The organism is Tsukamurella sp. 1534 (assembly GCF_000312385.1).
GTDB lineage: Bacteria > Actinomycetota > Actinomycetes > Mycobacteriales > Mycobacteriaceae > Tsukamurella.
In genome coordinates this window covers 2291999-2305772 of the sequence record NZ_HE997626.1, presented here as the reverse complement: position 1 = coordinate 2305772, position 13774 = coordinate 2291999, and the positions used below count along the sequence as shown (strand labels likewise).

The 13774-nt window shown below is 71.0% G+C and carries 15 protein-coding genes; 9 read left to right on the top strand and 6 right to left on the bottom strand.

Annotated features, from left to right (window positions below; translation table 11 throughout):
* Positions 1–21 precede the first annotated feature (21 nt).
* From BN39_RS11250 to BN39_RS11240, 3 genes are read right to left on the bottom strand one after another with little or no spacing between them, the layout of a single operon-like run.
* On the bottom strand, positions 22–1146 hold the full coding sequence (locus BN39_RS11250; protein ID WP_019202503.1) for an adenosine deaminase: 1125 nt from the start codon (positions 1144–1146) through the stop codon (positions 22–24).
* Between the two features lie 17 nt (positions 1147–1163).
* Positions 1164–1790, bottom strand: a complete 627-nt coding sequence (locus BN39_RS11245; protein ID WP_081586001.1) for a response regulator transcription factor — start codon at positions 1788–1790, stop codon at positions 1164–1166.
* 10 nt (positions 1791–1800) lie between these two features.
* Positions 1801–3051, bottom strand: coding sequence for a sensor domain-containing protein (locus BN39_RS11240; RefSeq protein WP_019202501.1), 1251 nt, complete (start codon positions 3049–3051; stop codon positions 1801–1803).
* A 94-nt stretch (positions 3052–3145) separates the two neighbouring features.
* On the opposite strand from BN39_RS11240, the gene BN39_RS11235 reads away from it, so the two are divergent.
* The gene (locus BN39_RS11235; protein WP_019202500.1) at positions 3146–4075 is read left to right on the top strand and encodes a D-2-hydroxyacid dehydrogenase family protein; all 930 of its coding nucleotides are present in this window, start codon (positions 3146–3148) and stop codon (positions 4073–4075) included.
* A 7-nt stretch (positions 4076–4082) separates the two neighbouring features.
* Here BN39_RS11235 and BN39_RS11230 read toward each other — a convergent pair whose 3' ends face one another.
* Together BN39_RS11230 and BN39_RS11225 are read right to left on the bottom strand one after the other, a co-directional pair.
* Positions 4083–5384 carry a thymidine phosphorylase gene (locus tag BN39_RS11230; protein WP_019202499.1) on the bottom strand — a complete coding sequence of 434 codons (1302 nt, stop codon included), beginning with the start codon at positions 5382–5384 and terminating at the stop codon, positions 4083–4085.
* Complete coding sequence (locus BN39_RS11225) at positions 5381–5782, bottom strand: cytidine deaminase (protein WP_040766193.1); 402 nt, start codon at positions 5780–5782, stop codon at positions 5381–5383. Before BN39_RS11225 ends, BN39_RS11230 begins: the two co-directional genes overlap by 4 nt.
* Before the next feature lie 242 nt (positions 5783–6024).
* Between BN39_RS11225 and sdhC the strand changes: the two genes are divergently transcribed.
* From sdhC to BN39_RS11185, 8 genes are all read left to right on the top strand, one after another.
* A complete protein-coding gene (gene sdhC / locus BN39_RS11220) occupies positions 6025–6432 on the top strand; it encodes a succinate dehydrogenase, cytochrome b556 subunit (RefSeq protein WP_051158883.1) in 408 nt (135 codons plus the stop codon).
* A 14-nt stretch (positions 6433–6446) separates the two neighbouring features.
* Complete coding sequence (locus BN39_RS11215; protein ID WP_019202496.1) at positions 6447–6914, top strand: succinate dehydrogenase hydrophobic membrane anchor subunit; 468 nt, start codon at positions 6447–6449, stop codon at positions 6912–6914.
* A 25-nt stretch (positions 6915–6939) separates the two neighbouring features.
* Positions 6940–8691 carry a succinate dehydrogenase flavoprotein subunit gene (sdhA, locus tag BN39_RS11210; protein WP_019202495.1) on the top strand — a complete coding sequence of 584 codons (1752 nt, stop codon included), beginning with the start codon at positions 6940–6942 and terminating at the stop codon, positions 8689–8691.
* Positions 8691–9461 (top strand): succinate dehydrogenase iron-sulfur subunit, encoded by a 771-nt coding sequence (locus BN39_RS11205; RefSeq protein WP_019202494.1) that lies wholly within the window; start codon positions 8691–8693, stop codon positions 9459–9461. The genes sdhA and BN39_RS11205 overlap by 1 nt, the downstream gene beginning before the upstream one ends.
* A 260-nt stretch (positions 9462–9721) precedes the next feature.
* Positions 9722–10237 (top strand): toxin-antitoxin system HicB family antitoxin, encoded by a 516-nt coding sequence (locus BN39_RS11200; protein ID WP_019202493.1) that lies wholly within the window; start codon positions 9722–9724, stop codon positions 10235–10237.
* A gap of 93 nt (positions 10238–10330) precedes the next feature.
* A complete protein-coding gene (locus tag BN39_RS11195) occupies positions 10331–11176 on the top strand; it encodes a DUF4097 family beta strand repeat-containing protein (RefSeq protein WP_019202492.1) in 846 nt (281 codons plus the stop codon).
* A gap of 31 nt (positions 11177–11207) precedes the next feature.
* Complete coding sequence (locus BN39_RS11190; RefSeq protein ID WP_019202491.1) at positions 11208–11999, top strand: ABC transporter ATP-binding protein; 792 nt, start codon at positions 11208–11210, stop codon at positions 11997–11999.
* Complete coding sequence (locus BN39_RS11185) at positions 11996–12766, top strand: ABC transporter permease (protein ID WP_019202490.1); 771 nt, start codon at positions 11996–11998, stop codon at positions 12764–12766. Before BN39_RS11190 ends, BN39_RS11185 begins: the two co-directional genes overlap by 4 nt.
* Here BN39_RS11185 and BN39_RS11180 read toward each other — a convergent pair.
* Entirely contained in the window at positions 12759–13745 is a 987-nt protein-coding gene (locus BN39_RS11180) for a DUF2867 domain-containing protein (RefSeq protein WP_019202489.1), read from the bottom strand. The genes BN39_RS11185 and BN39_RS11180 overlap by 8 nt on opposite strands.
* Between the last annotated feature and the right edge of the window lie 29 nt (positions 13746–13774).

Here is a 13774-nt window from a genome sequence, read left to right as displayed (position 1 = left end):
CCCTCGGGCCGCGGCTGCCGGCTATCCGATGAGGACGGCGAAGCCGGGCTTGATCACGTCGTCGATCAGCTCGATCCGCTGATCGAACGGCAGGAACGCGGACTTCATCGCGTTGATGGTGAACCGCTGCAGGTCCGTCCAACCGAAGCCGAAGGTCTGCACCAGCTTGAGCATCTCGCGGCTCATCGTGGTGTCGCTCATGAGCCGGTTGTCGGTGTTCACCGTGACACGGAACCGCAACTGCGCCAGCATGTTGAACGGATGCTGCTCCAGCGACGCCACGGCCGCGGTCTGCACGTTGGAACTCGGGCAGAGCTCCAGCGGGATGCGGGCGTCGCGCACCCGCGCGGCCACCCGGCCCAGTTCGGCACCGGAGAAGTCGCGGGCGTCGGGCCCGACGCCGTCCGGAAGCCCGATGTCGTCGACGATCCGCACGCCGTGCCCCAACCGGTCGCACCCGCAGAACGCCACCGCCTCGTGGATCGACGGCAGGCCGAAGGCCTCCCCGGCGTGAATGGTGAACGGCGCGGAGTGATCCCGCATGTACTCGAACGCGTCGAGGTGGCGGCTGGGCGGGAACCCGGCCTCCGCGCCGGCGATGTCGAAGCCCACGGCGCCGCGGTCGCGCCAGCGCACCGTGAGCTCCGCGATCTCCCGCGACCGGGCCGCGTGCCGCATCGCGGTCACCAGGCACCGCACCACGATCGGCCGGCCGGCCACCTTCGCCGCGGACTCCCCCGCGGCGAACCCGGACAGCACTGCCTCCATCACCTCGTCGAGCGACAGACCGCGCTCGGTGTGCTGCTCGGGGGCGAAGCGGACCTCGGCGTACACCACGCCGTCGGCGGCCAGGTCCTCCGCGCACTCCCGCGCGACGCGCGCCAGGGCCTCCGGGGTCTGCATCACGCCGACGGTGTGCTCGAACGTCTCCAGGTACTTCACCAGCGAACCGGAGTCCGCCGCCTCGCGGAACCACGCCGCCAGTTCCGGTTCCGTGCTCGCGGGAAGGTTCTCGTATCCGGTCTCGGCGGCGAGCTCGAGGACGGTGCGCGGCCGGAGCCCGCCGTCGAGGTGGTCGTGCAGCAGCACCTTGGGGGCGCGGCGCAGGGCGTCGAGGTCGATGGGGGTGGGGCCCGGATTCACCATGCGGCCAACGCTACCCGCTACCGATCGGTCAGGTAGGCGAGGATCGCGCGGACGCGCCGATTCCCCTCCTCCGGCGGGAGGTCCAGCTTGGCGAAGATGTTCGCCACGTGTTTGGCCACCGCCGCATCGGAGACGACGAGGGCCGCCGCGATCTCGGTGTTGGCCCGCCCCTCCGCCATCAGCGCCAGTACCTCGCCCTCGCGCGGGGTCAGCCTGTCGAGCACGGTGGGGGTGAACATCTTCCGCACCACCTCGGGGTCCACCACGACGCCGCCGGCGGACACGGTGTCGAGCGCGCGCAGGAAGTCCCCGACGCGCCCCACCCGCTCCTTGAGCAGGTACCCGACGCCGCCGCCCGAATCGAGCAGCCGCCGCGCGTACGCGACGGCCACGTACTGCGAGAGCACCAGCACCGGCAACTCCGCCCTCGCCGCGCGCAGCTCGAGGGCGGCGCGCAGCCCGTCGTCGCCGTGGCCCGGCGGCATCCGCACGTCGGTCACGACGAGGTCCACCGCGGCGGGATCGACGCCCCGCAGCGCGTCGGCGTCGCCGAGCAGGCCGGTCACCTCGTGACCCGCCCGCTCGACGATCCGTTGCAGCCCCTCGGCCAGGAGGACGGTGTCCTCGCAGATCACTATCCGCATGGGGGCAAAACTAGGCCATCCGCCAGTGCAGCGTGGTCGGGCCTCCCGCAGGACTCAGCACCGTGAGGGTGGCGCCGATGGACTCCGCGCGCTCGATCAGCCCCGCGAGGCCGGTGCCGGCCCCCGGATCCGCGCCGCCGGCACCGTCGTCCATCACGGTCATCGCGGGCGGCTCCGCGGTGAACGTGATGCTCACCTGCGAGGCGCCGCCGTGCTTGATCGCGTTCGTGACCGCCTCGCTCGCGGTGTAGTACATGGCGCGCTCCACGTCGACGGGGAGCCGCCACCCGGGGACCCAGCCCTCGCCGGCGACCACGTCGACCCGCAGCGGTCCGCCGCCCAGCTCCGCGCACGCCGCCTCGATGCCCATGTCGTCGAGGACCTGCGGGTGGACGCCGCGCACCGTGTCCCGCAGGCCGGCCATCGCCCGCTCCAGCCGGGCCTGGGCCTCGGTCACCTGCGCGCCGAGCGTGTCGTCGGCCGGGTTCGCGGCGAGGGTCTGCTGCAGCTCGCCCAGCTGCAGCGACAGGCTCGCGAGATCCTGCTGCGGCCCGTCGTGCAGGTTGCGCTCGATCCGCCGGCGCTCGTCCTCGAAGGAGTGCACCAGAACGCCGCGCGAGGTCTCCAGCGCCGAGACCCGGCTCTGCAGCTCCTCCTCCGTGGGGCCGAGCAGCAGCCGCGCGAGCCCGACCTGCACGACGGACACGCCGTACGTGATGTACAGCCCGATCACGCAGATCACGGCGCCGAGCGCCATGTGGGCGAGGTTCGTGAGCACCGAATCGGCGGGGGCGTCGATGCGCGAACCGACGGAGAGGGACACGAGGGGCCCGAACAGCAGCCCCGCGCCGATGGTCCACCCCAGCGCGGCGCCGACGAAGACCACCGGACTCACGACGGCCAGGATCAGCGAGTACGCGACCTCGCGCCACGTCGCGCGCTCGCCCAGCCGGGCGCCGGCGCGGGTGGACAGGTCGCCCGTGAGCGGCGGGTGCGGGTCCCCGATCTCGGGGACGCCCATCCAGGCGACCCGCACCCGCTCGATCTTCGCCAGCCCGTAGGACCACACGGGCGCGAACGGCAGCAGGACGACGACGATGTAGAGGAAGAAGACGGCCCAGCCCAGCAGCATCGACACCGCGAGGTAGCCGAAGGCGCGCCACGGCGCCCACCCGGAGAGGAAGCGCGCGGGGTCGCGGAGGGGGTTCTGCAGGGGCTCGGGGGGCGCCTGCCGGACGGGCGGTTGCACGGTGTCGATCATGCCCGAAACGCTATGGCCGCGAGCGCGCCCGCACACGGGCCCGCGGTCGAGAATCGATGGTGGTGCCAGCACTACCCCCGGCTACCGTTGGGGCATGCGCATCGCGATCCTCGACGACTACCAGGACGTGGCCCTGGCCTACGGCGATTTCTCGGGCCTCGACGTCACCGTGTTCACCGAGCCGCTGACCGACGTCGCGGCGCAGCTCGCCGGGTTCGAGGCGGTGGTCGCGATGCGGGAGCGGACCCGCTTCCCCGCCGCGGTGCTGCGTTCGCTGCCCGGCCTCCGCCTCCTGGTGACGACGGGCCGCCGCAACGCGGCGATCGACCTCGCCGTGGCGACCGAACTGGGGATCACCGTGTGCCACACCGGGTATCGACCGGCCGCCGCGGCCGAACACACGTGGGCGCTGATCCTCGCGGCGCTGCGGCACGTGCCGGTGGAGGACGGCAACATCCGGGCCGGGCGGTGGCAGAGCACCGTCGGGACCGAGTTGGAGGGCTCCGTGCTCGGCCTGGTGGGCCTCGGCAACCTGGGCCGCCGAGTGGCCCGCGTGGCGACCGCCTTCGGGATGGAGGTGCTGGCCTGGTCGTCGAACCTGGACGCCGCCCGGGCCGCCGAGGCCGGCGCCACGGCGGTGACCAAGGACGAGCTCTTCGCCCGGGCCGACGTGGTCTCGATCCACTACGTACTCTCCGACCGCTCGCGCGGCATCGTCGGCGCCGACGACATCGCCCGGATGAGGCCGGGGGCGTTGCTGGTCAACACCTCCCGTTCCGGGCTGCTCGACACCGGGGCCGCCGCCGGCGCCGCGCGGCGCGGCGACATCCGCCTGGCGCTCGACGTGTTCGACCACGAGCCGCTGCCCGCCGGCGACCCGCTGCGCGACCTGCCGAACTCGGTCCTCACCGGCCACGTCGGGTACGTGACCGACCAGCAGTACCGGGTGTTCTACCCCGATGCCGCCGAGGACCTGCGCGCCTACCTCGCGGGCGCGCCGGTGCGGGTGATGAACCCGGCGTGAACCGCCGCTAGGCGGTCACCCGGCCGAGCACCAGCGAGCCGCGCTTGGGGGCGGTGTCGCCGATGGTGGCGGCACCGTCGAGCGCGGCGAGCGCACCGTCGAACCGCTCCGGGGTGTCGGTGTGCAGCGTGAACAGGGGCTCGCCCTCGATCACCCGGTCGCCGAGGCCCGCGTGCCAGGTGACGCCCGCGCCGGCCTGGACGGGCTCCCCCTGCCGCTCGCGGCCGGCGCCGAGCCGCCACGCGGCGACGCCCACGCCCATGGCGTCGAGCCCGGTGAGCACGCCGGTCGCGGGCGCGGGAACGTGCTTGACGTGCTTCGCCACGGGCAGCTCGGCCGACGGGTCTCCGCCCTGCGCGGCGATCATCGCGCGCCAGCTGTCCATCGCGCTGCCGTCGGCCAGGTGCTCGGCGGGGTCGGCGTCGACGCCGGCCAGCGCCAGCATCTCCCGGGCCAGCGCGAGGGTCAGCTCGACCACGTCCGACGGTCCGCCGCCCGCGAGCACCTCGAGCGACTCGGCCACCTCCAGGCCGTTGCCGGCGCTGCGGCCGAGCGGCGTGGACATGTCGGTGAGCAGGGCGACGGTGTTCACGCCCGAGTCGTGGCCGAGCGCGACCATCGTCTCGGCGAGCTCGCGCGCCGCCGACTGGGTCTTCATGAACGCGCCCTTGCCGACCTTGACGTCGAGCACGAGCGACGCGGTGCCCTCGGCGATCTTCTTGCTCATGATCGAGCTGGCGATGAGCGAGATCGCCTCCACGGTGCTGGTGACGTCGCGCAGGGCGTACAGCTTCTTATCGGCCGGCGCGAGGCCGGAGCCGGCGGCGCAGATCACGCCGCCCACCTTCTCCAGCTGGTCGAACATCTGCTCGTTGGTGAGGTCGGCGCGCCAGCCCGGGATCGCCTCGAGCTTGTCGAGGGTGCCGCCGGTGTGGCCGAGGCCGCGGCCGGAGAGCTGCGGCACGGCCACGCCGTAGGAGGCGACGAGCGGGGTGAGTGGCAGGGTGATCTTGTCGCCCACACCGCCGGTCGAATGCTTGTCCGTGGTCGCGAGCGGGGCGCCGTCGCGGCGCAGCCCGGAGAAGTCCATCCGCTCGCCGCTGGCGATCATGGCAGCGGTCCAGCGGGCGATCTCCCGGCGGTCCATCCCGTTGAGGAAGATCGCCATCGCGAGGGCGGACATCTGGTAGTCCGGGACCTCGCCCGTGGTGAACGCGTCGATGACCCAATCGATCTGGGCGTCGGTGAGGGCGCGTCCGTCGCGCTTGGCGGCGATGACGGAGACGGCGTCGAGCACTTCTGCGGTCATGCTGTGACCTCTTCCAGATCGTCGGGCCCGAAGGCGTCGGGCAGGAGCCGGCTCAGCGGCACGGGGCCGGAGCGGTGGTCGATGAGGAGCTCGGCGCCGCCGTGCTCGTAGAGGAGTTGGCGGCAGCGGCCGCACGGCATGAGGATGTCGCCGTTGGCGTTCGTGCACGAGAAGGCGACGAGCCTACCCCCGCCCGTGGAATGGAGCGCACTCACGAGCCCGCATTCGGCGCACAGGGTCAGTCCGTATGAGACATTCTCCACATTGCATCCCGACACGACTCGGCCGTCGTCGGTGAGCGCGGAGGCTCCCACCGGATAGTTCGAATAGGGCGCGTAGGCCTTCTCCATGGCGTGTACGGCACTGCGGCGCAATGCCTCCCAGTCGATATCGGGCAACGTCGATCGCTCCCTCCCGGAGCCTTGTTGATTCCGGATCAATTTCGGTCAGGCATACCTAACTAAATCCATTCGGGCCCAATGGATCGGGACCGTGGTTTCGATTCCACATTCCCGTGGGTTTAAGGTCAAGGCGTGGGTTCAGGTACACGTCGGGAATGGCGCCACCGTCGTAGGCTCAACGCCCCTTCGGTCGCCCGAGTTCCCGCCGCGTCCAACAACGATGTCGAAGGCAGGGCTCGATGAGCAGTACTACCGAGGTGGCGGCCGCCGAGGAGCCGCGCCGCGTCTCCCTCTACAAGGGCGATCCGGGGATGTTTAACTGGGTGCTGCACCGCATCAGCGGCGTCACCATCTTCTTCTTCCTGTTCGTACACGTACTCGACACCGCGGTCATCCGCATCGACCCCGAGGCGTACGACGCGATCATCAAGACCTACAAGACGCCGATCATCGGCCTCCTCGAGATCGGCCTCGTCATGGCCATCCTGTTCCACGCCCTCAACGGCGTCCGCGTGATCCTGGTGGACTTCTGGAGCAAGGGCGTGCAGTACCAGAAGGCGATGTCCATCGCGGTCTGGACGGTCTTCCTCATCACCGGCGCGGGCATGGCAGCGCGTCTCCTCTACATCATGATCTCGCACGCCTAGGGGGACGAAGAGATATGACTACCGCGAACGAACCCAAGCTCGCCAAGACGCTGCTCAAGCAGTACGACCGTCCCGCCTCGCTCGACAACCCGCGCTCGCCGCACCGTCCGGCCGCCGGCAACTTCGAGAAGTACGCCTGGCTGTTCATGCGCTTCTCCGGCATCGCGCTGCTCGTGCTCGTCTTCGGGCACGTGTTCATCATGCTCGCACTGGACAGCCAGGGCGTGCACCGGATCAGCGCCGCCTTCGTCGCCGAGCGCTGGGCCAGCCCCTTCTGGCAGATCTGGGACATCACGATGCTGTGGCTCGCCCAGCTGCACGGCGGCAACGGCCTGCGCGTGATCATCGACGACTACGCCCGCAAGGACCGCACGCGGTTCTGGCTCAAGACCCTGCTCGTGCTGTCGATGATCCTCGTGGTCGGCCTCGGCTCGTACGCGCTCCTCTCGTTCGAACCGGCCTCCGTGCCCACCGCCCAGTAACGGCCAGGAAGGACTGACCCGCATCATGCAGGAACATCGTTACGACGTGGTGATCATCGGCGCCGGCGGCGCCGGAATGCGCGCGGCCATCGAGGCCGGTCCGCGCGCCCGCACCGCGGTGCTCACCAAGCTCTATCCCACCCGCTCCCACACCGGCGCCGCCCAGGGCGGCATGTGCGCCTCGCTCGCCAACGTCGAGGAGGACAACTGGGAGTGGCACACCTTCGACACGGTCAAGGGCGGCGACTACATCGTCGACCAGGACGCCGCGGAGATCATGGCCAAGGAGGCCATCGACGCGGTGCTCGACCTGGAGAAGATGGGCCTGCCGTTCAACCGCACGCCCGAGGGCAAGATCGACCAGCGTCGGTTCGGCGGCCACACCCGCGATCACGGTAAGGCCCCCGTGCGGCGCGCCTGCTACGCCGCGGACCGCACCGGCCACATGATCCTGCAGACGCTCTACCAGAACTGCGTCAAGCACGACGTGGAGTTCTTCAACGAGTTCTACGTCCTGGACATCGCGCTCACCGAGACCGAGAACGGCCCCGTCGCGACGGGCGCCGTCGCGTACGAGCTGGCCACCGGCGAGCTGCACGTGTTCCACGCCAAGGCGATCGTCTTCGCCACCGGCGGCTCGGGCCGCATGTACAAGACCACGTCGAACGCCCACACCCTGACCGGCGACGGCATGGGCATCGTCTTCCGCAAGGGCCTGCCCCTGGAGGACATGGAGTTCCACCAGTTCCACCCGACGGGCCTCGCGGGCCTGGGCATCCTCATCACCGAGGGCGTCCGCGGCGAGGGCGGCATCCTGCGCAACGTGGACGGCGAGCGGTTCATGGAGCGCTACGCCCCCACCATCAAGGACCTCGCGCCGCGCGACATCGTCGCCCGCTCGATGGTGCTCGAGGTGCTGGAGGGCCGCGGCGCCGGCCCGAACAAGGACTACGTCCTCCTCGATGTCACGCACATCCCGGAGGAGACGCTGATGTCGAAGCTCCCCGACATCATGGAGTTCTCGCGCACCTACCTGGGCGTGGACCCGGTCACCGAGCTGGTGCCCGTGTACCCCACGTGCCACTACGTGATGGGCGGCATCCCCACCAACATCCACGGCGAGGTGCTGCGCGACAACGACAACGTCGTGCCGGGCCTGTACGCCGCCGGCGAGTGCGCCTGCGTCTCGGTGCACGGCGCCAACCGCCTGGGCACCAACTCGCTGCTCGACATCAACGTGTTCGGCCGCCGCTCCGGCATCGCCGCCGCCGAGTACGCCAAGACCCACGACTTCGTGCCGCTCCCGGAGAACCCGGCCGCGTTCGTCGAGGGCTGGGTCGAGCAGATGCTCAGCGACCACGGCGACGAGAACGTCATGGCGATCCGCACCGAGCTGCAGCAGACGATGGACAACAACGCCGCCGTCTTCCGCACCGAGGACACCCTGACGCAGGCCCTCAACGACGTGCGCGCCCTGAAGGCCCGCTACGACCACATCACCGTCACCGACAAGGGCAAGCGCTTCAACAGCGACCTGCTCGAGGCGATCGAGCTGGGCTTCCTGCTGGAGCTGGCCGAGGTCACCGTCGTCGGCGCGATCAACCGCAAGGAGACCCGCGGCGGCCACGCCCGCGAGGACTACCCGACCCGCGACGACGAGAACTTCATGGTGCACACCATGGCCTACAAGGAGGGCGACGGCCCCGAGTCGAGCATCCGTCTCGACACGAAGCCCGTCGTGCAGACCCGCTACGAGCCGATGGAGCGTAAGTACTGATGACCGCCGCAGTCGAATCCCCGTCAAACGCCGTGCAGCCCCCGGTCCCGCCCGGGTCGACGATGGTCACGATCAAGGTCTTCCGGTTCAACCCGGAGGACCCCGACGCGGCCGGGTGGCAGAGCTACAAGGTGCCGGCGCTCCCCTCGGACCGGTTCCTGAACCTGCTCCTGTACATCAAGGGCTACCTGGACGGCACGCTCACCTTCCGCCGTTCGTGCGCGCACGGCGTGTGCGGCTCGGACGCCATGCGGATCAACGGCGTGAACCGCCTGGCCTGCAAGATGCTGATGAAGGACTTCCTGCAGGAGGGCAAGGAGATCACCATCACCGTCGAGCCCATCCGCGGCCTGCCCGTGGAGAAGGACCTCGTGGTGGACATGGAGCCGTTCTTCGACGCCTTCCGCGCCGTGAAGCCGTACCTGATGACGTCGGGCAACGAGCCTACCCGCGAGCGCATCCAGTCCCCCACGGACCGGGCCCGCTTCGACGACACCACCAAGTGCATCCTCTGCGCCTGCTGCACCACCAGCTGCCCGGTGTACTGGATGGACGGGTCGTACTTCGGACCCGCCGCCATCGTGAACGCGCACCGCTTCATCTTCGACAGCCGCGACGAGGGCGCCGCCGAGCGCCTGGAGATCCTCAACGGCGTCGACGGCGTGTGGCGCTGCCGCACCACCTTCAACTGCACCGACGCATGCCCCCGTGGCATCGAGGTCACGAAGGCCATCCAGGAGGTCAAGCGCGCCCTCCTGTTCAGCCGCTAGCCACGACTGCAGCCCGTTCCGTGCCCCGGCCGTCCTGCGGCCGGGGCACGGCGCGTTTCCGCCCCGGCACCACCCTGACACCACGACGTAGCACCACCATGACATCACCCACCTCCCCGACTTAACAGCGTTAGCCCAGGATGAATCCGCAGGTCGGAGCCTGGGCTAACGCTGTTAAGTCAGGGGCGGCGCGCGCCGCTGTCACGAACGGCGTCACCGAACCCTTGACGTGACACCACTGTGGTGTCATAGTTGACGCCATGGACATCACGCCCTACGTCTCCGACCTCCAGCGCCAGCTGATCTCCGCGGCCGAGCGGGACATCGCCGACGCCGCGGACAACGGCACCGACGCCCGGGACGCGGCCGAGCGGCTCGCCTCCGGCCTCGACGCCGCCACGCGGCTGGTGCTCCTGGACGCGCTGTCCGCGGCCGCCGCCGAGATCACCCGCGACCTGGTCCCCGGCTCCGTCGACCTCCGGCTCCGCAGCCGAGACATCGAGTTCGTCGTCGCCGCGCCGCGTCCCGAGGCGGAGGCGGCCGACGCCGCCGAGCCCCGGGCGACGGTGGACTTCGACGACACCACGACCTCGCGCACCACCCTGCGCCTGCCCGACGCACTCAAGGCCCAGGTCGACGAGGCCGCCACCGCCGAGGGCGTCTCCGTGAACACCTGGCTCGTGCGCGCCGTCGCGGCCGCGCTCTCCCCCGGCAAGCGCCGCACCGCGCAGCGCACGCTGCGCACCGGCGGCGACTTCGCCGGCTGGGCGCACTGACACCACCCCCGCACGGACACCCACAACCGAACACCTCGCGAAACCCCGCAGCCCGCGGGGTGGGCCGAGTGCACCCTCCGGAAGGACCCCGCCATGCCCACCTACCCCACCGACCAGCCCATCGACCTGGCCGTCAACCTGCAGGTCGGCGACATCGAGGTGATCGCGGCCGACCGTGCCGACACCGTCGTCACCGTCGTCCCCAGCAACCCCTCCAAGGCCGCCGACCGGCGGGGCGCCGAGAACACCCGCATCGAATTCGACGGTGCGCGGCTCACCGTGGTCGGCCCCCGCCCCAGGTTCAGCTTCATCGGCACCAACGAATCGGTCGACGTGAAGGTGGAGCTGCCCGCCGGCTCCCGGTTCACGGCCGAGTCCTCCGTCGGCGCCGTCCGCACCCTGGGCCGCCTGGGCGCCACCCGGGTGAAGGCGTCCACGGGCCCCGTCGACCTGGAGACCACCGGCGATCTGTGGCTGCGCGCCGGCCACGGCAGCGCCACCGTCGGCGAGGTCGACGGCGCGGCGGAGATCACCGCCGATCACGGCCAGATCCGCGTCGACGCCATCGCCGGCGATGCGATCCTCAAGGCCTCGCACGGCGGCGTCCGCATCGGCGAGACCCGTGGCGGCGTCGAGGCGAACCTCTCGTACGGCGACCTCGACGTGGCCCGCGTGTACGCCGCGTTCGCCGCGAAGACCGCCTACGGCGCCATCACGCTCGAGGAGGTGCGCGGCGGCGCGATCGACCTGGAGAGCGGCTACGGCCAACTGACCGTCGGGATCCCGCAGGGCGTCCCCGCCTGGCTCGATCTCTCCTCCAAGGAGGGACGGGTGCGCAACCACCTCGACGACGGCCCCGCGGCCGAGCCCGCCGGCGAGCACGTGGCCGTGCGCGCCCGGGCCAAGTACGGCGACATCGAGATCCGGCGCGCCCGCTGAGCGCGCACATCACCCTCACGAGGAGCGAACCATGACCATGACAGCAACCGGCACCGCGATCGCGGTGCGCGGAATCGAGAAGTCGTACAAGGACCTTCCGGTCCTGCGCGGCGTGGACTTCGACGTGGAGGCCGGCAGCATCTTCGCGCTGCTGGGCGCGAACGGCGCGGGCAAGACCACGCTGGTGCGGATCCTGTCCACCCTGCTGCGGCCCGACGCGGGCACCGCGACCGTGGACGGCCACGAGGTGACCGCCGAGGCCCGACAGGTCCGCGAATCCATCAGCCTCACCGGGCAGTTCGCCGCGGTCGACGAGATCCTCAGCGGCCGGGAGAACCTCGTCCTGGTGGCCCGGCTGCGGCACCAGGACGCCCCGGAGGCCGTGGCCGACGCACTCCTGAACCGGTTCCGCCTCACCGAGGCCGGCGGCCGCAAGGTGGGCACCTACTCCGGCGGCATGCGCCGCCGCCTGGACATCGCCATGAGCCTGATCGGCGACCCGCCGGTGATCTTCCTCGACGAGCCCACCACCGGCCTGGACCCCGAGGCCCGGATCGACGTGTGGGAGGTGGTGAAGGGCCTTGCCGCACAGGGCACCACGGTCCTGCTCACCACCCAGTACCTCGAGGAGGCCGAGCAGTTGGCCGACCGCATCGCCATCCTGCGCGACGGCCGGATCATCGCGAACGGAACCCTCGCCGACCTCAAGGGCCTGCTGCCGCCCGCGAAGGTCGAGTACGTCGAGAAGCAGCCCACCCTCGAGGAGATCTTCCTCGCCCTCACCACCCGGCCCACCACGGATCACTCGGAGGAGCAGTCATGACCACCTACGCCGTCTCGGACACCGGCGCCCTCCTGGGGCGCTCCCTCAAGCACATCTCCCGCAGCGCGGACACCATCATCACCACGGCGATCACCCCGATCGCGATGATGCTGCTGTTCGTGTACGTCTTCGGCGGCGCGCTCAAGGGCAGCACGGGCGGCACCAACTACGTGAACTACCTGCTGCCCGGAATCCTGTTGATGGCCATCGCCTCCGGCATCGCCTACACCGCGCTGCGGCTGTTCAACGACATGCAGGGCGGCATCTTCGAGCGCTTCCAGTCGATGCCGATCGCGCGCTCGTCGGTGCTGTGGGCGCACGTGCTCACCTCGATGGTGGCGAACGCCATCACGGTGGTGATCATCATCGGGGTGGGCCTGATCATGGGCTTCCGCTCGTCCGCGGGACCGCTCGCGTGGCTCGGCGTCGCCGGGATCCTGGCGCTGTTCACCCTGGCGCTCACCTGGATCGCGGTGGCCGTCGGCCTCACGGCGAAGTCCGTGGACGGCGCGACCGGCTTCTCGTACCCGCTGATCTTCCTGCCCTTCATCAGCTCCGCCTTCGTCCCCACGGCCACCATGCCGGGCCCGGTGCGCGCCTTCGCCGAGAACCAGCCCGTCACGTCGATCGTCAACACGATCTCGGCGCTGCTCGCCGAGCGTCCCGTGGACGGTGCGGACCTGGCGTCCGCCCTGGCCTGGTGCGCCGGGATCCTGGTGCTGGCCTACGTCCTGGCGATGCTGGCGTACCGGCGCCGGATCAGCTGAGCCGCACCGCCTCCCGGGGCCGCTGCGCCGCGCGCCGATGCGCGCGGCGCAGCATCGCGCACACGATCACCGGGTGCACGAGACGCACCGGGAGCAGGTAGGCCCGGCCCCGGAGGTTCGACGGTGCCGCGACCGTCGTCAACGTCAGCGCGTCGCCCGAGACATGAACGGACGCGCGGAACCGCAGATGCCCCGCGTCCTCGCCGAGAAGCACCTCCGCACCGGTGCGCTCGCGCGTCGCGAAGGACTCGGGGGTACCCCGGTCGATGCCGACCAGCCCGACCAGAGCCTGGCGCACCGCCATCGCGGCCCGCACCCACGTGGGCGGATCCCGGAAGATCGCATCCGCCCACTCCTGCGGATCCCGGGAGAGACCGCGCCACAACGGGACCCCGTACGCGTCGACGAGCCCCCCGGGCGCTCCGCCCCATTCGCCGCGGACGCGCTGCGCGAGCACCGCATCCGCGGGGACCCGCACCGCGCGCGCCCGCGGGGCGTCGATCAGGCGCAGCGCGCGCACCAGCGGGGACCAGCGCGCGGGGCGCGCCACGGCACCCGTGGCCGCGCGCTCGGCGTTGTCGAGGAGGTCCTCGAGCACCGCGTCGTGCAGGGGCTCGATGAACGCGGGCCCGGCGATCCGCATCCACCCCGTGGCCGTGCAGTCGAGCACGTGCCGGACGAGCGTCGCCCCCTCACCGTGCGGCTCGACAGTCAGCTCGTGGTACCCGGAGATGCCGGGCGTGGAGTGGAATTCGAAGCGGACGCGCCGGCCGGCGTCCACCTCGGTGACCCGGTACCGGATGGGGCCGTGCCCGCCGTCGGCGCCCACCGCGGGCGGCCCGTCGAGGACCATCGGTTCCCAGGCCGGCGCGGGCCAGAGTACGTCGCCGGGGCCGCCGAGACGATCGAGGAACGGCGCCAGCACGGCGGGTTCCGCCGCGACGACGCGGTCGTGCACGTTGAGGATCCGGGTGGGCATCGAGCACCTCCGTACGGCTGCGTATGGCA

Excerpts from the sequence above, each read along its gene's own strand:
- BN39_RS11250 (WP_019202503.1), bottom strand. The coding sequence starts at position 1,146 with ATGGTGAATCCGGGCCCCACCCCCATCGACCTCGACGCCCTGCGCCGC.
- BN39_RS11245 (WP_081586001.1), bottom strand. The coding sequence starts at position 1,790 with ATGCGGATAGTGATCTGCGAGGACACCGTCCTCCTGGCCGAGGGGCTG.
- BN39_RS11240 (WP_019202501.1), bottom strand. The coding sequence starts at position 3,051 with ATGATCGACACCGTGCAACCGCCCGTCCGGCAGGCGCCCCCCGAGCCC.
- BN39_RS11235 (WP_019202500.1), top strand. The coding sequence starts at position 3,146 with ATGCGCATCGCGATCCTCGACGACTACCAGGACGTGGCCCTGGCCTAC.
- BN39_RS11230 (WP_019202499.1), bottom strand. The coding sequence starts at position 5,384 with ATGACCGCAGAAGTGCTCGACGCCGTCTCCGTCATCGCCGCCAAGCGC.
- sdhC (WP_051158883.1), top strand. The coding sequence starts at position 6,025 with ATGAGCAGTACTACCGAGGTGGCGGCCGCCGAGGAGCCGCGCCGCGTC.
- BN39_RS11215 (WP_019202496.1), top strand. The coding sequence starts at position 6,447 with ATGACTACCGCGAACGAACCCAAGCTCGCCAAGACGCTGCTCAAGCAG.
- sdhA (WP_019202495.1), top strand. The coding sequence starts at position 6,940 with ATGCAGGAACATCGTTACGACGTGGTGATCATCGGCGCCGGCGGCGCC.
- BN39_RS11205 (WP_019202494.1), top strand. The coding sequence starts at position 8,691 with ATGACCGCCGCAGTCGAATCCCCGTCAAACGCCGTGCAGCCCCCGGTC.
- BN39_RS11200 (WP_019202493.1), top strand. The coding sequence starts at position 9,722 with ATGGACATCACGCCCTACGTCTCCGACCTCCAGCGCCAGCTGATCTCC.
- BN39_RS11195 (WP_019202492.1), top strand. The coding sequence starts at position 10,331 with ATGCCCACCTACCCCACCGACCAGCCCATCGACCTGGCCGTCAACCTG.
- BN39_RS11190 (WP_019202491.1), top strand. The coding sequence starts at position 11,208 with ATGACCATGACAGCAACCGGCACCGCGATCGCGGTGCGCGGAATCGAG.
- BN39_RS11185 (WP_019202490.1), top strand. The coding sequence starts at position 11,996 with ATGACCACCTACGCCGTCTCGGACACCGGCGCCCTCCTGGGGCGCTCC.
- BN39_RS11180 (WP_019202489.1), bottom strand. The coding sequence starts at position 13,745 with ATGCCCACCCGGATCCTCAACGTGCACGACCGCGTCGTCGCGGCGGAA.